This window comes from Chlorobaculum parvum NCIB 8327, from assembly GCF_000020505.1.
In the GTDB taxonomy this organism is placed as follows: domain Bacteria; phylum Bacteroidota; class Chlorobiia; order Chlorobiales; family Chlorobiaceae; genus Chlorobaculum; species Chlorobaculum parvum_A.
In genome coordinates, this window is sequence record NC_011027.1 from 519,625 (window position 1) to 537,858 (window position 18,234).

Genomic DNA, 18,234 nt, shown 5'->3' on the forward strand with positions numbered 1-18,234 from the left:
TTAACGGTCTCCGAAAGAGCGACGGCGTCCGAGCGAACGTCGCTGTCGGACGAAAGTTAACAAAAAATCGACGAACCGGACAACGGAGCGTTTACGCCGATCACTCTGAAGCGCGGCGGGTTGCGAGCACGATGGCGCGGGCTTCGACGGCGGCCTTGACGTCGTGCACGCGCAGGATGTCCGCGCCGTTCATGAGCGCGATGGTGTTGGCGCTGATGGTGGCGAAGAGCCGTTCCGACGGCGGTGGCGCGTCCTCGCCGGGGCGCCTGATCGCCTGGCCGAGAAACGACTTGCGCGAAAGCCCGGCAAGCACCGGCCACCCGAGTTCGTGCAGCTCGTCGAGCCGCGCGAGCAGCCGGTAGTTCTCCTCGACGCTCTTGCCGAATCCCAACCCTGGATCGAGCACGATCGACTCGATGCCGTAGCTTGTTGCCAGCTCGACCGAGCGGCGCAGGAAGCTGGTTACGCGGCTCATCACCTCTTCGTCTTTTGCGCCGGTCTCCTGGCTCCAGCGCAGGCTGTCGGGCCGTGCTGGGGTGTGCATCAATACCACGCCGCTCTGGTGCCGTGCGCATACCTCCGGCATCGCCGGATCGAAGCTGAAGCCGGAGATGTCGTTGACAATGTTGGCTCCGGCGAGGAGTGCTTTGTTGGCCACCTCGGCTTTGTAGGTGTCAATCGAAATCAGCACGCCGCTGCGCTTGCGCAGCAGTTCGATAAACGGTACGGTTCGCCTTATCTCCTCCTCCGTGCTGACCGGGTCGGCTCCGGGGCGGGTCGATTCGCCTCCCACGTCGATGATCTCCGCTCCGGCGTGCACCATCGCCATCGCCGACTCCAGCGCGCGTTCGAGCTGCGCCTCATTGCCGGTCGAACCGTACACGCCGCCGTCGAAAAACGAATCAGGCGTCAGGTTGACCACGCCCATGATGGCGGGGGTCGAAAGGTCGAGAATCTTTCCGGCGCAATCGAGCCGGTAGCGGTTGCTGTCGATGGAGTTGGTCATGGCGGATCAGAGAATGTCGAACGGCATCGGGGTGAAGGTCAGGACGAACAGGGCGATGCAGAGCCATCCGGCGATGGTACGCCCCATCGAGAGGCGCTGGCGAACCGAGACTGCCGGGTGGCGTGTGCCGATAAACTGTTTCAGGATGAACGCCCACACAATCCAGCCCGGCCAGGAGTGCCGGAGCACAGACTCCGGAATCGGCAAGGTCAGCGAGGGCAGGAAGATGCCCGCCAGCTCCACGGCGAATGAGGGGAGGCCGAGGATGATGATGGCGATCAGGAACCCGTTGGCGATTTTGCGGTGCCCTGCGTCGCCGAACATCGCATAGATTACGTGCCCGCCGTCAAGCTGGCCCACAGGCAGCAGGTTCAGCGCGGTCACGAAGCAGGCGAGCCAGCCGGTGAAAAGAAACGGATAGCGGTACAGCTCGGTCATCGGTGGCACGGCTTTCGAAGAAAAAAACGATTCGAGCAGGACGAAGAGCAGATTCTTGCCAAAAACGAGCGTGCCATGCGGTGATGGCAGGGTGGCGACCGGCGTGATGTACGGCGCTGGAGGCAGCATCAGGAATCCATACACCAGCAATCCGAGGGCGACCGTGAATCCGGCCAGCGGCCCTGCCGAGCCGGTGTCGAACAGAATGCGCGTGCTGCTGATCGGCTCCTTGATGCGAATCACCGCACCCATCGTACCGATATTCAGAAAATTCGGGAACGGCGGAATGGGAATGTAGTAGGGCAGGGTCGCTCGCAGGCGATGGCGCATGGCCGTGAAAAAGTGGCCGAACTCGTGCACGGTCAGGAATCCGAGCAGCGAAAGCGAGTAGGGCAGGCCCGCTTTCAGAAAAAGCATCAATTCAGAGCCGGTCGTGATGACCATCGTTTTGCCAGCCCACTCCGCCCCTGCCCAGGTGGTGGTGAACAGCGTGACGAGGAACAGAAACAGGTGCAGCGGATAGCTCCGGAGCTTTGGCCAGGGGCTGTCAGGCTTCGGAAAAACTGAATTCTTCACTTCGCGTTGCTTCGTTCAGAATGACAAATGTTTGAGACAGCCCCCTTACCCGATTGCGCGATCAGGGTTTTTCCTCGTGTTCCGCATCTTCGTCGCCGAAGGTTGCGGCCAGTCCCTTGACCAGCTCATCCTTTTCGGCGTCGGTCAGCTTCGCTTCGGGATGCGCCGGCATGTAAAACCACGGCGGCATTTTTCCTTCCCTCAATTCGCCGGCGGCTTCATCGCCATCGTTCTTGCCTGGGCGTCCCCACTCGGAGACGTTGAACTTCGAGCGTCCGACCTTGACGTCAAGATTGATGATCCACGAAAGCGGGGCGATGTTGCTGTACCACGGCCAGATGGTTTCGTTGGAGTGGCAGTTCGCGCAGGAGCGTTTGAACAGCTCTTCCGTCCGCGGGCTATCCCATTGGGGAGTGCCGGTTACCGGAGGGTTCTCGTGGCTGGGGCGCGGGATTAACTGAATCAGGATGAGGACGACAACAACCACCGTCAGTGCTTTGGCGATGTTCATGGGCGTGTTCTCCGATTGATGGACGATGACTGAATTGACTAAAAGTAAAATCTTTCTCCCGCTTTACCAATCATGTGCCAGCATCGTTTAGCGGGACATGCAGGATGGTCATCGGCCAGGAGCAGGTTACCCGATGCGTCTCATTGCCTGTGGCGATGGCGGCGATGATATCAAGTTCGATTCCGGAATAAAATTTTCTGGCCGAGGTCAGGCCGTCAAGCGTAAAATCTCCGATGCCCTGAAGGCTCGCCACCAGCGGTACGCCGCCAATGAGCAGCAGACTGCGGAACCCATCGAGGCCGATGAACGCCGATGCGCCGTGCCGCTTCGCCTGGGCGATCATGAGCGCGAGCTGGCCGGGTGTGAAGTGGTGCAGGCTTTGCGAAATGACCACCAGATCAGCCGAGCCGGGTTCGATCCCTTCGAAGTCAAACGCATTCAGGCGTCTGAAGCTTAATGGCAGGTTTTTTTCTCTTGCCAGCCGGTTGCCTTCGCTGATCATTTCGGGTACGATGTCCGAAGCGGTGATCCTGACTTCGATGCCCGCCTTTTGTGCTCTTTCTGCCAGAGCAAAGGCCAGTCCACCCGATCCGGCGGCCAGTTCGAGGATGCCCACCGTTTTGCCCGAGCGTCCCAGCTTTTCAGTCAAAGGCATGAGCAGATCGCACTGATGCTCGTAAGAGAATGTCATCCGGTTCATCCGGTCGAGCGCCCTGACCGATTCGAGCCGTTCTTCGCCGGGTTTGGTTTCGTCATCCATGTTCTCGCGTTCGTTGGTTCTGACCGTCTGGTCGATCAGTTCGGAGATGACAAACCCCGGACCAAGCTCTTTCGACACCTCGAACCGTTCAGCACGAAACCGCTCCATGAACCGGTCGGTGAGCTGCTCGAGTTCATCGATGTTCGTCCATTCCGGAGGGAACTCGCCGCGTGAGCGAAGATCGTTGAGCGTCTTGTATCCGGCGGTTTCCAGTTGAAGCATGGCTTTCCGGGTTGTGGCCTGCGCAGGTGGCCGTGTGACAAAAAAAGGAACCGAAGGGGTGCGGAACATGCCATGAAATATACACTGCCCCGCTTGGAAATCGAAGCTGTCGGGCCTTTTCGTCAGACAGCGGAATTTTTTGCGAAAACAAAATCCACCGGGAATTTTTGCGATTCTGTTTGTTTTTCGATAAACTGATACTAAATTAGTATCAGAAATTCAACGATTATGAAAGTACTCAACAAAGAAACAGACTACGCCGTCCGGGCGCTCATCTCCCTTGGCATGAAATCCGATGGCTGGGTTTCGGCGCGGGCGATTTCAGACGAGCAGGCGATACCCTACCAGTTCCTTCGCCGCATTCTGCAGGAGCTGATCCGCAACGGGCTGGTGGAGTCGAAAGAGGGCGCTGGCGGCGGCGTGAAGCTCGCAAAAGAGCCCGGCGAAATCGGCGTGGCCGATGTGATCGAAATCTTTCAGGGCAAGGTGCAGCTTTCGGAGTGCATGTTCCGCAAGCAGCTCTGCTCGAACCGCGCCAACTGCGTATTGCGCCACGAAATCATGCGCATCGAAAAGATGGTGAATAACGAGTTTTCAAAGGTGACCATCGGCAAGCTGATCGATGATCTGAAGGCGGTGGAAGCGATGAAGGGCTGAGTTACAGGTTCCCCGGCTTGAAAGCCGGGGCAATAAGAATGTAAGAGAGCTGAATGTCCGGAGGGTTGAAACCCTCCTGAATAAAAAAAAACAGGAAACACGATGAAACGGCAGATCATAACGATAGATGAACGAAAATGCACCGGCTGCGCCGAGTGCATTCCGGCGTGTCCAGAGGGGGCGCTTCAGGTGATCGACGGCAAGGCGCGGCTGGTGAGCGACCTCTTCTGCGACGGCCTCGGCGCGTGCATCGGGCACTGCCCGACCGGCGCGATGCAGGTCGAGACCCGCGAAGCCGAGCCGTACGACGAGCGGCGCGTGATGGCCGAGAGCATCGTAAAGGCCGGGCCGAACGTGATTGCAGCGCATCTGCGTCATCTTCAGGAGCACGGCGAGATGGGCTATTTGCAAACGGCGCTCGACTATCTCCGCGAGCAGTGCATTGCCAATCCGCTTGAAGCGCAGGCTGCCAACGGTCACGCGCATCACGGCGGCGGATGTCCCGGCAGCCGCACGATGGATTTCCGGAGCAACGGTCACGCCGCGCCATCGGTAGTTGCGGCTTCGTCCGAACCCTCTCCGAGTGCGTTGCGCCAATGGCCGGTGCAGCTGCATCTGGTCAGCCCGATCGCACCGTACTTCCGCGACGCCGATGTGTTGCTCGCCGCCGACTGCGTGGCCTTCGCGATGGGCGACTTTCACAGCCGTCTGCTCGACGGCAGCGCGCTTGCCGTCGCCTGCCCGAAGCTCGACAGCGGCATGGATCGCTATCTCGAAAAGCTCGTCGCCATGATCGATATGGCCGAAGTGAAAAGCATCACCGTGGCCATTATGGAGGTGCCCTGCTGCAGTGGCCTGACGGCGTTGGTGATGCAGGCGCTTGAAAAGGCAAGCCGCACGGTGCCGGTCAAACGTATTGTCGTCAGCGTGACCGGCAAGGTGCTGGCCGAGGAGGAGATTGTTTCATGCTGAAGGATGCGCTCGGTGCATGGCGTGGCTCTGAGGAGGAGATCAGCCGCCTGATCGAAGCCGACCCGCTCAACGCCGATGCCTGGTGCAGCCGCGCCGGAGTCAGGAGCGCCGCTGGTGACCTGGCGGGTGCGCTGGACGACCTGACGATGGCCATCAAGCTCGGTCTGCGCTATCGGGAGCGGATTGTGGCCTGGGGTAATCGTGGGATGATTCGTTACGAAACCGGCGACTACGAAGGGGCGGTCGAGGATTTCAGCGCCGTCATCGAAGCGCGTCCCCGCAAATCCATCATGAAGGCAGCTCTCATGCAGAGGGCGCTTGCAAAACAGAAGCTTGGTGATATGAACGGAGCCTCAGCTGACAGGCAGTTGGCCCGCATTCTGTCACCGGAGTTGAACAAACAACAGAACCAAAAGGAGAACATAGCATGACTATGCATTGCGATCAATGTCAGGAGAGTATCAAGGGGACGGGTTGTTTCGTTCGTGGCGTGTGCGGCAAGGATGAGAGGACCGCGGCGCTTCAGGATGTGCTCGTTTACGCGACCGAGGGCATCGCTTTATGCGCCGAAGCGCTTCCGCAGCCGCTCGACCGGAAGTACGGGCGCTTCATCAGCGAGTGCCTGTTCGTGACCGTCACCAATACCAATTTCGATGACGTATCCATCGAGGTGCAGATCCAAAAGGCGCTCGCCATGCGCGATGAAATCAAAACGCTCACCGGAACCACGCCGGAGCACGACGCCGCGACCTGGAGTGGCAGCACCCGCGAAGAGTTCCTCGGCAAGGCGATGGCATCCAGCATCGACAGCCTGAGCGCAGACCCCGATCTTCGTTCGCTCAAGAGCCTTCTTCTTTACGGCATTAAGGGCCTTGCCGCTTACACCGACCACGCCGCCGTGCTTGGCTACAACGACGACGACATCTACGCCTTTTACGTCAAGGGCCTGTCCGCCCTGACCAAAGAGCTTTCCGCCGACGAGCTGCTCGGCCTCGTGATGGAGTGCGGGGCGACCGCCGTCAAGGCGATGGCACTGCTCGACAAGGCGAACACCGAAACCTACGGCAATCCGGAGATCACCACGGTCAAGACCGGCGTCGGCACCCGCCCCGGCATCCTCATCTCCGGCCACGATCTGCGCGACATGGAAGACCTCCTCAAGCAGACCGAAGGCGCCGGCGTGGACGTGTACACCCACTGCGAAATGCTGCCAGCGCACTACTACCCGGCATTCAAGAAGTACGACCACTTCGTCGGCAACTACGGAAACTCTTGGTGGTCGCAGGATCAGGAGTTCGAGAGCTTCAACGGTCCGATTCTTATGACCACCAACTGCATCGTGCCGGTGCGTGAGTCCTATCGCAACCGTATGTTCACCACCGGCATGGCGGGTTATCCCGGCCTCAAGCACATTCCGGCGCGCGCTGAAGGCGGCCAGAAGGATTTTTCGGAAATCGTCGAGCTGGCCAAAACCTGCAAGGCTCCGACCATGCTTGAAAACGGCGAGATCGTCGGCGGCTTCGCCCACACCCAGGTGCTGGCGCTGGCCGACAAGGTGGTCGATGCGGTCAAATCGGGCGCGATCAAGCGCTTCGTGGTCATGGCCGGTTGCGACGGACGCCACGCCACGCGCAAGTACTACACCGACGTAGCCGAAGCGCTGCCAAAGGACACGATTATCCTCACCGCCGGATGCGCCAAGTACCGCTACAACAAGTTGCCGCTCGGCGACATCGGTGGCATTCCGCGCGTACTTGACGCCGGTCAGTGCAACGACAGCTACTCGCTGGCCGTGATCGCCATGAAACTTCAGGAGGTGTTCGGCCTCGACGACATCAACGACCTGCCGATCTCCTACGACATCGCCTGGTACGAGCAGAAAGCGGTCACGGTGCTGCTCGCCCTCCTCTACCTCGGAGTCAAAGGCATCAGGCTCGGCCCAACACTTCCCGAGTTCCTCACCCCGAACATCGCTACCGCGCTGGTGAAGACGTTCGATCTCAAGCCGATTGGCACGGTTGATGCCGATGTAGAGGCGATGATGGCAGGGAACTGAGGAGGATTGACTGGATAGCAAAACTACGACGGCGGACCTCGGTCCGCCGTTTGTGGTTATGGGCTAACACAGGATATTAACTCCGTTTTACAAGTGACTACCCCCATAGACCATGTGTACTCATTGACGCTGAATGTCGAATACCTGTTCTTGTGAATGTCTCTTGTTCTCCTTGCTCTACTATGGATTGAAGCACGTTAGGAAAGTATTCGGCGTTTTTAAGAGAAACGACCAATCTAATTCCCGTGCCTGAATAATTTAAAGTATTTATGTTTTCGTGCTTTGGGTAACAAGACAGTATGTTGCCTGAGCTGCAGATTTCGAACGCGCCCATTTTTTTGCCAAGTTCTGATAAGACATACAGCCCAAAACCACTATTAGCCCAGCGATTTTTGCTTTCTAAGTTTAATGCTCTAGAAACACCAGGAAGCAGAGCATACCGAAGCGCATGCTGTGGTTCCACCACGCAATCCGCAGAACGCAACGATTCATATATTCCGATGCCGGTATCAAGTATGGCTATTTCGACTTGGTTCGAATACTTCTGTGCCATAATCACGCAATAGTTTGCGTGAGAGTGCTCATAAACATTTCGGATGATTTCTCGGAAGCAGTACCCGACTAGAAGTTTAGAGTAATCATCATTTACAATGATTGTTGCTAGTTTATCACACTTGCGTTTTATAGTGTCTTGGAACTGTATGTCTTCGGCTTTCTTGATTAAGTTTTCGAATTTTATTTCTGTGATCGGGATATAGGTGTTTGAACCCGGAGCAATTCCCGTTTTGTTGCCATAGGAAAGCCTTACAAAATGAAAGAATCCGAAATACTTGAGGTATGACAACGCATTACTTGTTGATTTAATAATTTGATTTTCCCCAATCAAGTGCGTCGTAAGGCCTCGTTCAGCTCGATTCAGTACGAAAATGCGAAGAGATTCAGCAATTAAAAGGGTGCCGAATGGTTTGACGAAGTCGATGGAACGAACATCGACTCCGACATCAGGAGCATTAATGAGTTCCTGATGGCGGCGATTAAGGGAAATTGCTCCCAGCGTATTCCAATGCTGCGGACATGCTACAGTTTCCATCAAACTTTAGTTGACGTTGATTTTATGGTTTCTTTATAAAGGATAACCAGTTATGATTTTTTTCAATATCGGTTATTGTGCTTATACCTTATGACTGAACTGTTTGAAAATTAATATATCGAAAAAAAGGAGTTTTTGCTCTTTCGTTATTCTTTAAGAGGCGATTATTTTTTCATGTCATAAATCCAAAGTACAACTTCTATCAAATCGCAAATTTCAATTACAAAACTATCAGCGCATTGATATCTTGCATCGCGCATTACAAGAACATATCTTATGTCGAAGCTGCTCCGGTGTTGTTTGCCGGGGCAGCTTTTTTTGTTACGCCTCGCTTTCTACAGCCGTTGCCTTTTCGTTCCAGTGGCGTGCGAGCGCGATGCCGGAGAGGTTGTGCCACAAGCTGAAGAGTGCGCCCGGCAGCGCCGAGAGCGGCTGGAAGAACTGATTGGCCAGCGTTACGCCCAGTCCCGAATTCTGCATTCCGATTTCGATGGCAATGGTACGCCTGTCGATAACTTCACATCGAGCCAGAGTTGCAACCGCATAGCCGGCGGCAAGACCACCGAGGTTGTGCAGCACGACAGCCGCAATCACCGTCGCCGGAAAAGCGAGCACGCGTTCGGCGTTCAGCGCCATCACGCAGGCGATGATGAGCGTGATCGCGATGACGGAGATCGATGGCAGAACAGTTTCGAGCTGCGCCGTCTGTTTCGCAAAAAAGTGACGGAGCAACAGACCGCCGAAAAGCGGAAGCGCGACGAGCTGAAAAACCGAGAGAAAGAGGTCGCTGAATGAGACATCGATCGATTTCTGAAGCAGCAGGTAAATAATCGTCGGGGTGAGCACGGGCGCAAGCATCGTTGAAAACATGGTCATGGTCACCGAAAGGGGTACATTCCCTTTTGAGATGTAGACGATGACGTTGGAAGCGGTTCCGCCCGGACAACTGCCGACAAGAACCATGCCGATCATCAGCTCTTCAGGGAGCCGCAACATGTTGCCGATGAGCATCGCCAGTCCCGGCATGACGGTGTACTGCACAACCGCAGCGAGCAGAACAATGTTTCTTTTTCGCCAGACATCCCTGAAATCACCTGTACTGATTGTTGTCCCCATGCCGAACATGATCAGCGCCAAAAGCGGCGCGATAAAAGGCTTGACCCAGATGAACGAAGGCGGAAACAGCAGAGCGACGAGGGAAGCCGATAATGCAACAAGAAGAAAATGACGGTTCAGCGCGTTCATAGGGGATGAGTTGCCGGGTTCCGGATAGAGCTTGTAATGCCTGTAAGGTAACGGTTTAGCCCTGAAAAAAGCATCAGGTGTTACTGCTGCATTACTTATCGAGCATTTCGATTCCCATTTTCATCGGCATCCTTTCCGGACAGTGAGGCCATAATTTCCAGCTGCTGAGGAGGCAGTGTGCTCGTATCCATCCCATTTTTCATATTAATCACGTATCTTCTAGCGGAGTGTAGGCCTAATCTTCGGGGTTAGCTTATCGCATCGTTATCCTTCCATATTTCCTTGATCTGAACCCAATCCGGAACTAATCCCACCGTATGGCGTACTACAAACACATCTGCTTTGTCGAAGCTCCGCAGGCGATTGTTACGCCGTTTCCGAGGTATATCAGCGACTGCATCGGCGTCTGCTATCTGGCGGCTGCTGTCGAGGACATCGTCGAGAGCATGGCGATGCCGGAGAACTATTACAACGACGGGATTTTCGAGAGCTTCGAGACGTTGTTGAAATCGCGGCGTTTCGATCTCGTCGCCATCTCGTCGATGACTGGCGGGTTCAACAATGCAGAGAAGCTGGCGCGGATTGCGAAAAAGCATGGCGTGACGGTGGTGATGGGCGGGTTCCATCCGACCGCTCTGCCCGAAAAGGTGCTCGATCTCGGCTGCGTCGATCTGGTGGTGGTCGGCGAAGGGGAGGCGACCTTCCGCGAGCTGGTCGAAAAAGGCCCCTCGCGTGACGTGAAAGGACTCTGCTGGAAGGAGAACGGCGCGTTCGTCCATACCGGCATCCGCGAGCTTATCAAGGATGTGGATTCGATCCGGTTTCCGCTCCGTTCGCTCCGCCCGAAGCGGTTCGGGGAGAAGAGCAGCGACTACACGATCGACACGATTTATACGTCGCGCGGCTGTCCGTGGGTTTGCTCCTTCTGCGCGAACGACAAGATGCACAAGCACTGGCGCGGACGGAGTGCTGAGAACGTGGTCGAGGAGATCGCGCAGTTGCACGACCGCAAAAAGAAGAAGCTGCTGAAAATCTGGGATGCGAACTTCCTGACCAACATCAGGCGCGTCGAGCGGATTTGCGATCTGATGATCGAGCGCGGGTTGACCAACTTCCGGATCGTCACCGAGACGCGGGCCAAGGATGTGATCCGCGCCGAGCGCATTCTGCCGAAGCTGCGCAAAATCGGCCTGAGCAAGGTGGGTCTCGGCATCGAGAGTCCGAACCCGAAGACGCTCGCCCTGATGAACAAGGAGAACTCGCTCGACGAGGTGACGACCGCGATCAAGCTGCTGAACCAGTATGGCGTCGGCTCGGAGGGGTACTTCATCGTTGGCCACTATTCGGAGAGCGTCGAGGATACGATGCCCTATCCGAAGTTCGCCCGAGCGCTCGGCCTGCGCCAGACGCTCTTCATGGCGATGACCCCCTATCCCGGCACCAGGATTTTCGACGAGTACGCCCGCGACAACAACATCACCTCCTTCGACTGGGATCTGTACAACAACTTCGTGCCGGTGATCCGCACGGCGCACATGGAGAACCGCGACATCATGCGCATGATGGTCTACTGCAACGTGGCCTTCTGCGACTACCGCTCCGTGCTCAAGCGCGACGACAATCGCGGCGTGCTGCTCACGTTCCTGAAGGATTTGTTCCAGCTCGTGTTCCTGCTGAAGGTCAACAAAACGCTCGACCGCAAGGAGGCTTCGCAGATCGTCTTCGAGGCGTTCGAGCTGTGGCTCGGCACCAATCCGAAGCTCGACTACACCAAAACGCCGCCCCCGTTGCCTCTCAAAGAGCCGACCGGCGTGTGCCTCGCGCACGCGGCATCGGGCAACCGGATCGACTTCGTCGTCGAGCAGGCGGGCGACCGTCGGGTGCTCAAGCTGCGTGAGGTAGCGTCGAGCGAGCCGACAAAGTTTCCTGTCGTAAGTCTCGACGAGGTGGTCGATGCGGCCTTTTCGCTCTCGATGGACGCGCTCATGCGTCTGCTCTATCGCAATGAACTGATGCGCAACAACCCGCGCCTCACATCCCGCCAGGTGCTCGCGCTCTTCGCCGACCGCGACATCCGCAAAGTCGCGATGCGTTTCTGGCGGTTGTACCGAGGCTGTATGCGGTGATAAAGGTTTGGACGACGATGTTGTTCTAAAGCCTTTGTAGGGGCAGACACATAGGTCTGCCCCTACAAGAAATTCATAATGACGAGGTTCGATCCCGATTCCAATTCGGATCACGGGAAAAACCATTACAAAGACGTAGCTGACTTTATGATCGAAGCGATTCTCTGGGATAATGACGGGCTTTTGGTTGACAGTGAGACGGTGTTCTTCGAAATGACGCGGCGCTTTTTCGCTGATGCCGGATTGACGATCGATGAGGAGTTCTGGGGCATCGAGTATCTCGGTAACGCCCGGCACAGCGGCGAGCTGGCTCGTGAACTTGGCCTTGCTGAAGAGCTGGTGCGTCCACTGCTTGACCGGCGCAACGCGGCGTTTGTCGAGCGCTTGCAGCAGCCCGTGCCGTTGATGCCGAAGGTGCGCGAAACCATCGAAGCACTCTCCGGCACGGTTCGGCTGGCGGTCGTGACTGGCAGTGACCGCGACAAGGTGATGCTGATGCACGCGGCGCATGGCCTGCTCGACCATTTCGAGGTGATTGTGACCAGTGACGAGGTCAAAAACCCAAAACCTCATCCGGAACCGTATTTCAAAGCGATGGAGCTGCTCGGCGTTGAGCCGGAGCGCTGCCTGGCGGTCGAGGATTCGCGTCGCGGGCTCGATTCAGCGGTGGCTGCCGGGCTGCGTTGCATCGCGGTGCCCAACGCGCTGACCCGCGTGCAGCGGTTCGATAGCGCACATGCGGTCGAGGCTGATGTATCCGGCGTGCTGAAGCATGTCAACGCCGGAAAGTGCCCGGCCGGGGGAGGTTGGTAAGCCCCTCAGATCTTTTCAACTTTACTGCTCAGCACACGGTCGATCGCGCGGAGGAAGTCGTCGATGCCGAACGGCTTCTGGATAAAATCCACTCCATCCCTGAGTTTTTTCTGACCGTTGACGTTCTCCGGTGCATGAGCTGACATGAACAGGCACTTCAAGGCCGGATTTTTCTTCTGGAGCTCCTGGCTCAGCTCGATGCCGTTCATCGTTGGCAGTACCACGTCGGTTACGAGCAGATCGATCCGGTACTCATGGGTTTCGGCTGCGCCTAAACACTCGTGTGCATCAATTGCCGTCAAGACCGTAAAGTCGTTACTTTCGAGAATATCCTGCACCAGTTTGAGGATGTAGGGTTCGTCCTCGACCACCATGATCGTCGCTTTAGTCTCCAGTTCAGTCTGCGGTTTATCCGCAGGTACGTCCGTTTCCTGCGGTTCCTGATGCCGGGGGAGCCAGATCTCAAAAGTCGTGCCTTTGCCGGGTTCTGAGTTGCATTCGATATGGCCATTGTTCTGCCTCACAATGCCATAGACGGTTGAAAGGCCAAGTCCGGTACCTTTGCCCACCTCTTTGGTGGTGAAGAATGGTTCGTAGATGTGGGGCAAGACTGTAGCTTCGATGCCGCTGCCGTTATCGGTGACCGACAGTTTTGCATAGTGCCCTGGTGAGAGCCCGGGCGTGCCGGTTTTGCCATCGTCCGGATCGAACCGTACGCCTCCGCATTTGACCGTGATGCGTCCACTTCCCTCGATGGCGTCACGTGCGTTGATGAGCAGGTTGGAGAGAATCTGTTCAAGCTGCGTTGGGTCGAACTTTACCTGGATCGGCTCTTCGCACAGATGCCATTCGAGCTGGATGTTGTCGTCGAGGAGGCGTTGGTGCAGGTGCAGGCTCTCCGAAATCGCCTCGGTCAGGTTGAACACCTGGGGCATCGCTACCTGCTTGCGCGCGAAGGCGAGCAACTGGCGGGTGAGGTCTGCAGAGCGAGTCGCGAGCGTGTGAATATCCCTGATGTTCGATACGGTGGGGTGGGCTGGGTCGAGCTTTTTGAGCACCAGCTCCGTGTTGCCGATGATGGCTGCAAGGGCGTTGTTGAAATCATGCGCGATACCTCCGGCAAGCTGGCCGACGAGTTCCATTTTCTGGAGCTGGAGTAACTGCTCTTGCAGCTTTTTCTGTTGCTGTTCTGCTTTTTTCAGTTCGGTGATTTCGGTCACAACAGCCACGATACAAGGCTCATTGTCGATGATGGTCCGTTTGCCGCGGATCATGGCCCATTTATAAGGGGGACCGTTTTTGTGGAACATCCTGTACTCGCCGCTTTCCTCGGTGTCGAACTGGAGGATGTTATGTACTTTCCGTTTGATTTCAGGTAAATCGTCGGGATGTACGCGTCTGAGGGGATTGATGCCCAGCATCTCGTTGTCGCTCAAGCCGTTTATGGTGTCGCGTGAAAAGCGGTTCCAGCCGACCAGTCGCATCCGTGCATCGATGATGATGATCGATGCCGGTATGGCGTCATACAGTTCCGTTGCGGCTGCAAGGCTGTTCGATTCGTCTGATTGAGGTGCCTGTTGGGTGCTGCGTTCACTGACGGTCAGGAGGAGGTTGCCGATGCCGCCGTCGAACGATTCGAGCGGATAGAGCGTGTAACTGTAGGCGACGCCGTCCTGAACGCTGTCGAATCGTTTCGGTTGAGCGGTGCGCACCACCTCTTCGGCCATTGCCTTTCGGGTCTCAAGGTCGATGATCTTTTTCGACTCGTGATCGCCGGGCAAGAACTTTCGGCGGTCGGTTGGGAGGTTGTCTCTGAATAAGCCGTCAGGGCACAGAAGCTTGCCTTCCCGATCCAGAATGAACACCGGTTTCGGAACGTTGCATGGAGCCGAAGCGAGCAGCTCGTCGAGTTGCAGGTTCGGCAAGAGCGGTTCATGCAGGTTTTCAGGCATTGGAGTCGATTGATAGCAGCTGAACGTTACCAGCTCAGGTTTCTTGGGGTTCTGCACATGAGCGTTATCTGACTTTTAATCTATGCATTTTCCTGCATAAAAATACACGGCGTTAATAGAAACGCCGGTCGTTCAGTTCAGCAACGGAGTACCAGTTATCGGCGATTGCAACCCATTGTGGTTGACAATCCGGTGGGCTTTGGCCGCGGTTATATCCCGGAAAAAAATTGTATTATCCTTGTCGTTTGATTGTTAATTGTTTATCCATTTTACCCCATGCAGGACTCATCTCACGCGAGCATTCGCGACGTTTTCAGTCTTCCGGTTATTGTGGCCGCTCTCGGTTATTTCGTGGATATTTATGACCTCGTGCTGTTCAGCATCGTGCGCGTGCCGAGCCTCAAAGCGTTCGGTTTGCAAGGGCAGGAGTTGATCGATTACGGCGTCTATCTGCTCAACATGCAGATGATCGGAATGCTGGTTGGCGGTGTGCTGTGGGGTTGGCTGGGTGACGTGAAGGGGCGCCTGAAGATCATGTTCGGTTCGATCCTGATCTACTCGCTGGCCAATATCGCCAACGGTTTTGCTGGATCGCTGGAGGCCTATGCCGTGCTGCGCTTCATCGCGGGAGTGGGTCTTGCCGGAGAACTGGGGGCAGGTATCACGCTGGTTTCGGAGATTCTGCACACGAAAATCCGCGGCTACGGCACGATGCTGGTGGCCTCGATCGGCGTGACTGGCGCGATTCTGGCCAATGCGGTGGCGACCCACTACGACTGGCGTACAGCTTTCTTTATCGGCGGTGCGCTTGGACTGGTGCTGCTGGTGGCTCGGTTCAAGGTTTCCGAGTCGGGCATGTTCCAGAAGATCGAGTCCAAAGCGGCAGTCAGCAAAGGCAATCTGCTGGCGCTCTTCACCAGCCGCGAGCGCTTTTTCCGCTACCTGAACTCGATCCTCATCGGCGTGCCGATCTGGTTCGTGGTGGGCGTGCTCATCACCTTTTCGCCCGAATTCGCCACGGCGCTCGGCATCAAGGGTACGATCTCTGCAGGTAACGCTGTGATGTTCTGCTACCTCGGCCTGGTGTTCGGCGACCTGTCGAGTGGCCTGTTGAGCCAGGTACTGCAGAGCCGCAAAAAGGCGGTGCTGGTGTTCCTTGTGCTGAACATCATCTCCATTGCGGTCTATTTCATGCAGCGTGGAGCGACGCCGACCGCTTTCTACTGGGTTTCGTTCGCGCTCGGATTTTCGGGCGGATACTGGGCCATTTTTGTGACGGTGGCCGCCGAACAGTTCGGTACCAATCTGCGAGCAACGGTAGCCACTACCGTGCCGAACCTCGTGCGCGGCATGGTGGTGCCGATCACGATGCTTTTCCAGTTCACTCGCGGCCAGTTCGGTCTCGAAGGCGGCGCGATTATCGTGGGGGTAATCTGCATGGTCGCGGCGTTTGTTTCACTCGCCGCGCTGGAGGAGACCTTCCACAAAGACCTCGATTATTTCGAGGAGTTTATGTGACGCCGGGATTGGGTCGTATTAGCCCAATTGTGCTTATTGGTCTAATGGGTCAAACAAGTCTTATGGGTTCCATAGGACTTGTCTGACCCATACGTCTCATGTGACTTTGTTTCCACTCCTCATCTTTATGTCCTGCCAATGTTTAAAATGATAGCCTGTTTCCTCTGTTTTTGATGCTTTGGAATCAGTATGATGCAGGGTATTAAAAATGGTAGGTAAGTAACCTTTTGTGTGGGGTGATAATTATTAGGTTTGGAAGACGCCCGGTGGCTTTTCTACGTAGCCATGACCCGTGCTGAAAGGGCCCTTTGGATATTCTCATCCGTTAACAACCGTCGTCAGTCGCCATCAAGGTTTATTCAAGAGATCGGTTTGCAAGAAAGCTGATGGACAACAATCTGACAAAACTATGCCTTGATCGATACAGTCGGTGTCGTGTCTTATGCTTTGGTTGATTGGCCGATGTTCTAAACTGAGGAGTCACAATGTACAAGTTCATCACAGATAACGTAGTTGTTTTCGATGTCGAGTGGGTTCCGGATCCGGCGTCAGGCAGGCGTATTTACAAGATCCCGGATACAGCCTCTGATGATGAAGTCCTTGACGTCATGTGGCGAGAGGGTGGTGCAACACCGGATGACCCTCGCCCATATCTGAAAACGGTGATGTGCAGGGTCGTCTCCATTGCTGCGCTTGTTCGAAAAATGGTGCGAGACGAAGTAACTCTTAAGCTCATATCTCTACCCGGCCTGGATGTTAGCGAGCAAGCGGAAGGGGAAATTATCCGACAGTTTTTGGAAGCCGTCGGGAAACAAAGAGCACAGATCGTAGGGTTCAATTCGTCAAATGCCGATCTGCCTATTCTGTACCAAAGAGCCCTTGCGAACAGGGTAAGTGCACCGACTTTTTGTCATCGCCCTGACAAGCCTTGGGAAGGTGTGGATTACTTTAACAGATATAGCGATTTTAGCATCGATTTGAAGGATCTGGTTGGTGGCTACGGAAAAGCGATGCCATCGCTCCACGAATTAGCATCTTCACTTGGAATTCCAGGCAAAATGGGAACCGATGGTGCTGACGTAATCGATTTATGGCGATCAGGCGATATTAGGAAAATTGTCGAGTACAATCAGTTCGATGCGATCTCGACCTACCTTGTATGGCTGAGAACCGCCTATTTTTCCGGAATGCTGACGGAAGATGAATTCGTGCAGGAAGAGCATACGTTAGAAACTCTTCTGCTTCAGGAGATTGAGAGCGGTTCGGAGCATCTGGCCCTTTTTCTCGATGCGTGGAAAACATTACGCTAGTCGACTGAATAAATGATTGTCGTAAGGCGGAAGAGAGTAGGGGGTGTTGTTCAGTAAGCGCGATAACTCAATTTTGAAATACTGTCAGCAATCCTTCTTGAGTAGGTGGATTATATCACAATTTGCATGGTTTGAAAACCAGAACGGGTTTCCGGGACTGCTTTTTCGATCACGATTGCAAGCTCGATTTCGATTTGGACTACGATTGGGTGATTGAATTTCTCACAAAGAAACTATCTGAACCATTTGTTCTATGTGCCTTCCTACTTCCGGCTTCGCAGCTCATTGATCAGCTCCATCTGAATCTCCTGGATTTCCACCAGCCGCTCCCATTGCTTTGAGAGCAGGTGGTCGACTTTCTGGTGGAGCTGCCGGATTTCGAGTTCGGCTTTCAGGTTGACTTTGTAGTCGTAAATGGCGCGTTGTCGGTCGCGTTCCTCCTGTCGGTTCTGACTCATCATGATGACCGGAGCCTGTATGGCGGCGAGGGTCGAAAGCACGAGGTTGAGCAGAATGAAGGGGTAGGGGTCGAACGGTTTGGCCAGAATTGCCACGACGTTGACGGCCATCCATGCGGCGATGAAGACGCCGAAGATGATGATGAATTTCCAGCTTCCGCCAAACTCAGCGATGCCGTCCGCCATGCGTTGGCCGAGAGTGAGATTTTTGTCGAACTCGATGTCCGGGTTTTCCGACAAAATTTCGTGCTTGCGCAGCCCTTCGATCACATCCCGCTCAAGCTCCGTCAGCTCGCCCTTCTCCTCCTCCAGCAGCGATTCGACGTAGAGGTGCTGGAACTGTTGCAGGTCGTTCAGGCAGATCCAGCCGTTTTCATCCCAGCTTCCGGTTTTTTCCCGGATGATTTTCGAGACGACAGGCCTGACGACGATGGCCCGCCGGAGCTGCGAGGGTCTCTTTTCTCCGCAAATCTGGCAGGTGTGCGCGTGCGTATCGGTCGTGCTCATGGTGGTCTCGTGTTGAG

At 55.6% G+C, this 18,234-nt stretch carries 16 protein-coding genes; 8 read left to right on the forward strand and 8 right to left on the reverse strand.

What is annotated here, in order from left to right; translation table 11 throughout:
- Positions 1–100: 100 nt before the first annotated feature.
- From folP to CPAR_RS02510, 4 genes are all read right to left on the reverse strand, one after another.
- Positions 101–1,006: a dihydropteroate synthase gene (folP, locus tag CPAR_RS02495; protein ID WP_012501741.1), complete on the reverse strand. Its 906-nt coding sequence runs from the start codon at positions 1,004–1,006 to the stop codon at positions 101–103.
- A gap of 6 nt (positions 1,007–1,012) precedes the next feature.
- Complete coding sequence (locus tag CPAR_RS02500) at positions 1,013–2,020, reverse strand: site-2 protease family protein (protein WP_012501742.1); 1,008 nt, start codon at positions 2,018–2,020, stop codon at positions 1,013–1,015.
- 61 nt (positions 2,021–2,081) lie between these two features.
- Positions 2,082–2,531, reverse strand: a complete 450-nt coding sequence (locus CPAR_RS02505) for a heme-binding domain-containing protein (protein WP_012501743.1) — start codon at positions 2,529–2,531, stop codon at positions 2,082–2,084.
- Positions 2,532–2,601: 70 nt separating this feature from the next.
- Positions 2,602–3,513: a class I SAM-dependent methyltransferase gene (locus CPAR_RS02510; RefSeq protein ID WP_012501744.1), complete on the reverse strand. Its 912-nt coding sequence runs from the start codon at positions 3,511–3,513 to the stop codon at positions 2,602–2,604.
- 228 nt (positions 3,514–3,741) lie between these two features.
- Here CPAR_RS02510 and CPAR_RS02515 point away from each other — a divergent pair, with 228 nt between their 5' ends.
- The 4 genes from CPAR_RS02515 to hcp all read left to right on the forward strand — a co-directional run bounded on the left by CPAR_RS02515 (position 3,742) and on the right by hcp (position 7,198).
- A complete protein-coding gene (locus CPAR_RS02515) occupies positions 3,742–4,170 on the forward strand; it encodes an Rrf2 family transcriptional regulator (protein ID WP_012501745.1) in 429 nt (142 codons plus the stop codon).
- A gap of 102 nt (positions 4,171–4,272) precedes the next feature.
- The gene (locus tag CPAR_RS02520; RefSeq protein WP_012501746.1) at positions 4,273–5,142 is read left to right on the forward strand and encodes an ATP-binding protein; all 870 of its coding nucleotides are present in this window, start codon (positions 4,273–4,275) and stop codon (positions 5,140–5,142) included.
- Complete coding sequence (locus CPAR_RS02525; protein WP_012501747.1) at positions 5,136–5,573, forward strand: tetratricopeptide repeat protein; 438 nt, start codon at positions 5,136–5,138, stop codon at positions 5,571–5,573. Before CPAR_RS02520 ends, CPAR_RS02525 begins: the two co-directional genes overlap by 7 nt.
- Entirely contained in the window at positions 5,570–7,198 is a 1,629-nt protein-coding gene (gene hcp / locus CPAR_RS02530; protein WP_012501748.1) for a hydroxylamine reductase, read from the forward strand. Before CPAR_RS02525 ends, hcp begins: the two co-directional genes overlap by 4 nt.
- 97 nt (positions 7,199–7,295) lie before the next feature.
- Here hcp and CPAR_RS02535 read toward each other — a convergent pair whose 3' ends face one another.
- Positions 7,296–8,288, reverse strand: coding sequence for an ATP-binding region, ATPase-like protein (locus CPAR_RS02535; RefSeq protein ID WP_012501749.1), 993 nt, complete (start codon positions 8,286–8,288; stop codon positions 7,296–7,298).
- 321 nt (positions 8,289–8,609) lie between these two features.
- Positions 8,610–9,533: a bile acid:sodium symporter family protein gene (locus CPAR_RS02540; protein WP_012501750.1), complete on the reverse strand. Its 924-nt coding sequence runs from the start codon at positions 9,531–9,533 to the stop codon at positions 8,610–8,612.
- Positions 9,534–9,850: 317 nt separating this feature from the next.
- Here CPAR_RS02540 and CPAR_RS02545 point away from each other — a divergent pair, with 317 nt between their 5' ends.
- Together CPAR_RS02545 and CPAR_RS02550 are read left to right on the forward strand one after the other, a co-directional pair.
- A complete protein-coding gene (locus CPAR_RS02545; protein WP_012501751.1) occupies positions 9,851–11,659 on the forward strand; it encodes a B12-binding domain-containing radical SAM protein in 1,809 nt (602 codons plus the stop codon).
- 147 nt (positions 11,660–11,806) lie between these two features.
- The gene (locus CPAR_RS02550) at positions 11,807–12,472 is read left to right on the forward strand and encodes an HAD family hydrolase (protein WP_012501752.1); all 666 of its coding nucleotides are present in this window, start codon (positions 11,807–11,809) and stop codon (positions 12,470–12,472) included.
- 5 nt (positions 12,473–12,477) lie between these two features.
- Here the strand turns inward: CPAR_RS02550 and CPAR_RS10590 are convergent, their stop codons facing one another.
- The gene (locus CPAR_RS10590) at positions 12,478–14,424 is read right to left on the reverse strand and encodes an ATP-binding protein (protein ID WP_012501753.1); all 1,947 of its coding nucleotides are present in this window, start codon (positions 14,422–14,424) and stop codon (positions 12,478–12,480) included.
- Positions 14,425–14,700: 276 nt separating this feature from the next.
- Between CPAR_RS10590 and CPAR_RS02560 the strand changes: the two genes are divergently transcribed.
- Both CPAR_RS02560 and CPAR_RS02565 read left to right on the forward strand, forming a co-directional pair.
- Complete coding sequence (locus tag CPAR_RS02560; protein ID WP_012501754.1) at positions 14,701–15,942, forward strand: MFS transporter; 1,242 nt, start codon at positions 14,701–14,703, stop codon at positions 15,940–15,942.
- A gap of 485 nt (positions 15,943–16,427) precedes the next feature.
- Complete coding sequence (locus CPAR_RS02565) at positions 16,428–17,252, forward strand: 3'-5' exonuclease (RefSeq protein WP_012501755.1); 825 nt, start codon at positions 16,428–16,430, stop codon at positions 17,250–17,252.
- A 263-nt stretch (positions 17,253–17,515) separates the two neighbouring features.
- Here CPAR_RS02565 and CPAR_RS02570 read toward each other — a convergent pair whose 3' ends face one another.
- The gene (locus tag CPAR_RS02570) at positions 17,516–18,217 is read right to left on the reverse strand and encodes a DUF1003 domain-containing protein (RefSeq protein ID WP_012501756.1); all 702 of its coding nucleotides are present in this window, start codon (positions 18,215–18,217) and stop codon (positions 17,516–17,518) included.
- Between the last annotated feature and the right edge of the window lie 17 nt (positions 18,218–18,234).

Bases quoted from the DNA above. Each gene is read 5' to 3' on its own strand.
- CPAR_RS10590 (WP_012501753.1), bottom strand. From the start codon at position 14,424: ATGCCTGAAAACCTGCATGAACCGCTCTTGCCGAACCTGCAACTCGAC.
- CPAR_RS02545 (WP_012501751.1), top strand. From the start codon at position 9,851: ATGGCGTACTACAAACACATCTGCTTTGTCGAAGCTCCGCAGGCGATT.
- CPAR_RS02505 (WP_012501743.1), bottom strand. From the start codon at position 2,531: ATGAACATCGCCAAAGCACTGACGGTGGTTGTTGTCGTCCTCATCCTG.
- CPAR_RS02515 (WP_012501745.1), top strand. From the start codon at position 3,742: ATGAAAGTACTCAACAAAGAAACAGACTACGCCGTCCGGGCGCTCATC.
- hcp (WP_012501748.1), top strand. From the start codon at position 5,570: ATGACTATGCATTGCGATCAATGTCAGGAGAGTATCAAGGGGACGGGT.
- CPAR_RS02565 (WP_012501755.1), top strand. From the start codon at position 16,428: ATGTACAAGTTCATCACAGATAACGTAGTTGTTTTCGATGTCGAGTGG.
- CPAR_RS02540 (WP_012501750.1), bottom strand. From the start codon at position 9,533: ATGAACGCGCTGAACCGTCATTTTCTTCTTGTTGCATTATCGGCTTCC.
- CPAR_RS02560 (WP_012501754.1), top strand. From the start codon at position 14,701: ATGCAGGACTCATCTCACGCGAGCATTCGCGACGTTTTCAGTCTTCCG.
- CPAR_RS02550 (WP_012501752.1), top strand. From the start codon at position 11,807: ATGATCGAAGCGATTCTCTGGGATAATGACGGGCTTTTGGTTGACAGT.
- CPAR_RS02510 (WP_012501744.1), bottom strand. From the start codon at position 3,513: ATGCTTCAACTGGAAACCGCCGGATACAAGACGCTCAACGATCTTCGC.
- CPAR_RS02520 (WP_012501746.1), top strand. From the start codon at position 4,273: ATGAAACGGCAGATCATAACGATAGATGAACGAAAATGCACCGGCTGC.
- CPAR_RS02535 (WP_012501749.1), bottom strand. From the start codon at position 8,288: ATGGAAACTGTAGCATGTCCGCAGCATTGGAATACGCTGGGAGCAATT.
- folP (WP_012501741.1), bottom strand. From the start codon at position 1,006: ATGACCAACTCCATCGACAGCAACCGCTACCGGCTCGATTGCGCCGGA.
- CPAR_RS02570 (WP_012501756.1), bottom strand. From the start codon at position 18,217: ATGAGCACGACCGATACGCACGCGCACACCTGCCAGATTTGCGGAGAA.
- CPAR_RS02525 (WP_012501747.1), top strand. From the start codon at position 5,136: ATGCTGAAGGATGCGCTCGGTGCATGGCGTGGCTCTGAGGAGGAGATC.